The 3,952-nt window shown below is 51.5% G+C and carries 3 protein-coding genes and 1 pseudogene; 3 read left to right on the forward strand and 1 reads right to left on the reverse strand.

The window, feature by feature from the left end; genetic code table 11:
* Positions 1-345: 345 nt before the first annotated feature.
* The 3 genes from ilvB to AC4ED1_RS14465 all read left to right on the forward strand — a co-directional run bounded on the left by ilvB (position 346) and on the right by AC4ED1_RS14465 (position 3,170).
* Positions 346-2,043 carry a biosynthetic-type acetolactate synthase large subunit gene (gene ilvB, locus AC4ED1_RS14455; RefSeq protein ID WP_490939826.1) on the forward strand — a complete coding sequence of 566 codons (1,698 nt, stop codon included), beginning with the start codon at positions 346-348 and terminating at the stop codon, positions 2,041-2,043.
* 63 nt (positions 2,044-2,106) lie between these two features.
* Positions 2,107-2,868 carry a minor capsid protein gene (locus tag AC4ED1_RS14460; RefSeq protein WP_490939830.1) on the forward strand — a complete coding sequence of 254 codons (762 nt, stop codon included), beginning with the start codon at positions 2,107-2,109 and terminating at the stop codon, positions 2,866-2,868.
* The gene (locus AC4ED1_RS14465) at positions 2,865-3,170 is read left to right on the forward strand and encodes a hypothetical protein (protein WP_490939828.1); all 306 of its coding nucleotides are present in this window, start codon (positions 2,865-2,867) and stop codon (positions 3,168-3,170) included. The genes AC4ED1_RS14460 and AC4ED1_RS14465 overlap by 4 nt, the downstream gene beginning before the upstream one ends.
* Positions 3,171-3,634: 464 nt before the next feature.
* Here AC4ED1_RS14465 and AC4ED1_RS14470 read toward each other — a convergent pair.
* Positions 3,635-3,952: pseudogene (locus tag AC4ED1_RS14470) on the reverse strand (Mu transposase C-terminal domain-containing protein); the annotation flags it as partial.

The raw sequence follows: 3,952 nt of genomic DNA on the forward strand, positions 1-3,952 counted from the left end.
TAAAGCGGCTTTTTAAACGTACCACGAATTCCCCAACTTTGTCAACCGCACGCAATCACCCGCACGCAATCACCCCGGCGACAAATTTTATGATAACACGTATCACAGAGCTTCCTCAATTGAAAAATACCCACAAAACCATTCGAATTTCTTAATGGAAAGCAAAAAAATTGAGATAGCTCATTCAATCTTACTTGCTCAACCGAACAAACTGCCCGCAGAACCCGGATTTTTCTGAAACGGGAATTACTTGTGACAGAAATCACAAATGTACTTTTGCAACACAGGTAAAATATTCGATAAACTTGAGAAATTTCACGAAATTTTAAAAAGAGGTGGTCGAGTATGTCGAATGTGCAAGCCGAGCCCGGATTGCAATTCCTGTCAGGTGCGGACATCCTTGTTCAGTCTTTGCTGAGGGAGAATGTCGATACGATTTTTGGCTATCCGGGCGGCGCCGTTTTGCCGATTTACGATTCCCTTTACCGCTGCAAAGGCATCAAACATATTCTGACCAGACACGAACAGGCTGCGGTTCATGCGGCTGACGGTTATGCGCGGGTCACCGGAAAACCCGGCGTGGCGCTGGTGACATCCGGCCCCGGCGCAACCAACGCTGTCACCGGAATTGCCAATGCGTATATGGATTCCGTGCCACTGGTTGTCGTCACCGGTCAGGTACCGACCGACATGATCGGGCGTGACAGCTTCCAGGAAGTGGATATCTACGGCATCACCATGGCGATCACAAAACACAACTTTCTTGTGCTGGATGTCCGCGATCTTCCCCAGATTGTAAAAAAAGCCTTTTATTTGGCAAGCACCGGACGTCCGGGACCGGTGTTGATCGATATACCGAAAAACGTCATGACCGCGAAGACGGCATTCGTCTATCCCGACAAAATCAACATTCGGGGATACAATCCGATGCCGCAGGTTCCAGCCAAAACGCTTCAACTGGCAGCCGAGAAAATAAAAGCGGCCCGCAAGCCGGTGCTGCTTGTCGGCGGAGGGGTGATTTCGTCCGGAGCTTCCAGCCTTGTGACGGAACTGGCGGAGCGGATGCAAATTCCCGTGGTCGCTACCTTAATGGGGCTTGGCGCCGTTCCTTCCGCTCATCCCTTGCATCTGGGCATGCTTGGGATGCACGGGACGTTCGCCGCGAACAAAGCGGTCCACCAAGCAGATCTGCTGGTCGGTCTGGGGGTGCGGTTCAGCGACCGCGTCACCGGCAAAACCCGAACGTTTTCCGTTAATTCCTTCAAGATTCATGTCGATATAGATGCGGCGGAATTGAACAAAAACGTGAAGATCGATCTTCCGGTGACGGGCGACATCAAAGACGTCGTTTCGCAACTGAACAGCCTGTTGACAAGAGGAAACAACAGTGAATGGATCAAAACGGTTTCTGCTTGGCGGAAGAAAGCTCCCCGGTCAGATCGATCGCACAGTTCGCTGAAACCGCAGGAAGTGATCCGGATCATCGACGAGCTGACGGACGGAGACGCAATTGTTGCCACCGATGTCGGACAGCATCAGATTTGGACCGCCCACAATTATTCGTTTCGCCACGCCCGATCCTTTGTCACTTCCGCCGGTTTGGGAACCATGGGATACGGCTTGCCGGCCGCCATCGGAGCGGCTTTGGCCGCCCCGGGCCGGCAGGTGGTATGCATCAGCGGCGACGGTAGCTTTCAAATGAATTTGCAGGAGATGATGACGGCGGTCGACTACAACCTGCCCGTAAAAATCGCGATATTAAACAACGGGTATCTGGGAATGGTTCGGCAATGGCAGGAGATCTTTTACGAACGGCGGTATTCTTCCGTCAAACTGACCTCACCCGATTATGTGACTTTTGCCAAATCGTACGGTGTGTTGGGGTTACGGGCGCATACGCTGGAGGAAGCGAGGGGCGTCGTTCAAACGGCGCTGGCCTCCGAGGGGCCTGTGATCATGGAATTTGACGTAGCGGAGGAGGAGAATGTCTACCCGATGGTCCCGCCCGGCGGCAGCGTGGAAGATATGATCATACCGGAATAAAGAGCGATGCTTTTTTAATTCATTACGTTCAGATAAAACGGTCGCGATAAGCTGGTCACTGAACTGCGAACGAAATTGGCTCAATCGTTTATCCGCGGCGACAGCATTGATCGGACCGTTCGCGATTTGGCCGAACGGATGAACGTGTCGTACTCCAACGCTGAACGACTTGTGCAAACAGAAACGGCGTTTTTCGTCCACCAGGCCACCTGGGACGGATACAAGGCCAGCGGTGTTGTGGATCGGTATGAGATATTGGCAACGCTGGACAGCCGTACAACACCGATCTGCCGGGGGCTGGACGGGAAAGTGTTTGCGTTGTCGGAACGTGAAGTCGGCGTCAATTATCCGCCACTGCATGTGAGGTGCCGCACGACCACTGTTCCGTGGTTTGAGGACGAGATCGATCCGGGCCAGCGGATAGCGCGGGAAGCGGACGGTAAGACGTACTATGTGCCGGGGGATATGACGTATCAAGCGTGGTATAATCGATATGTAGCTGGTACAGAACTACCCAAGAAGCGCAAGGCAGAGGATTCGCATTTGCCTGAACAATTAAGCTTTAAGGATGAAAACGGGTTTCAAAGGTTTATACCATTAAACTCTCTAATAACAGATGTTCATGTTATTGCGGGCGAGGGTGTAAGTGTGGCACTCAGGGCAAGTAAACGCTTATCACAACAATATGGGGGCAAGCCGGAAGAATGGAGTAAGAAAGTGGGAAAAATTGAATCAGAAAAATATGTGTTTGATATACATTGGGTAGAACACCCTCAGATTGGAAGCCGAGAACATAAGATAGCAGAAATGAAGGTGAAAAAATGAGGACCGTGAAAGTATGGAGTTACGACGCCGAGGACTATGTCGAAAAGCCAGCCATTGGGAGGGTTAAATATATCGGGGAGAGTTTTTATGGAGGCGCAGGGCTGACCAACGGGAAAATATATGACTGTCTCAGTGTAGAGGGTCCCTTTCTTCGAATAGTGGATGATGAGGAAATGGACTACCTTTACAGTATCACTAATCCAGCGCCGCTTGATGGATCGTCACAAGGCGGTGTATGGGAGATAGTTGAGGATGAAACAGGAGAATTAACAAGAAAATTTAAGGATGCAAAGCCAATATAAAAAGCACTTACAGGATCCGATCTGTGGGTGCTTTTTAAATTTCGGCATTTTGGTATTTTGGCCATAAACTACAAAGACATCACCGGCCGCGACCGGGTTAAAAAGCGAAGATGATGGACGGCTGTCATTTTTGTGTCAGTACATACATTGGGCTGACCCTGATGACTGGCTGGATATGAGGCAGGACACGTCGGGACTTTCTGTTGTGTGTTTCCCGACAGCACCTTGGGCGCCCATTTCCCGTCCTGCCCCTGCGGCGTGTAAGTTTTGGATTGTGGGCTGTATCGAAGAATGGCCATGTTTTCACCTCGCTTCCAGGCAAAAGAAAAACCGCCTATTTCTGGCGGTTTCGATACGTTTCGATATTGACGACCTTCTGCTTCGGCGACACACCATAATCCGGTGGATTGGCATCGCTCCAATCGTCGATAATGCCTTTTTCAATTTGTTTAAGCTGTTCTTCCAGGCTTGGCGTCGGGCCACCGTTTGTCCTCGGTCCACACCTGGATGACCGTCAAGTCAAACGGGTCGTAACGCAGCGTCAATTTCTGCTTGGCCAGTGCGAGATCGACCTCGTAGGTGTTGCCCATCAGGGAGACGCAAGCCGTCTTGTCGGCGGTGCGCTCCTCCTCCCACAGGAATCTATCCGTCAGCTCCGCCTCCGAAACCCGTTTGGGTGTACGGCTGCTCGTTGCTGCTCGCTCCTTGGGAGACTGCCCCGTACTGCCGTGCTTGCGCAGGTGGTAATACCCGTCGACCCACGCCCAGAATGCCTCGTTCAA

The organism is Effusibacillus sp. SKA8 (assembly GCF_058273125.1).

What these genes read in the sequence shown, in the direction of transcription:
- ilvB (WP_490939826.1), top strand. Translation starts at nt 346, where the DNA reads ATGTCGAATGTGCAAGCCGAGCCCGGATTGCAATTCCTGTCAGGTGCG.
- AC4ED1_RS14465 (WP_490939828.1), top strand. Translation starts at nt 2,865, where the DNA reads ATGAGGACCGTGAAAGTATGGAGTTACGACGCCGAGGACTATGTCGAA.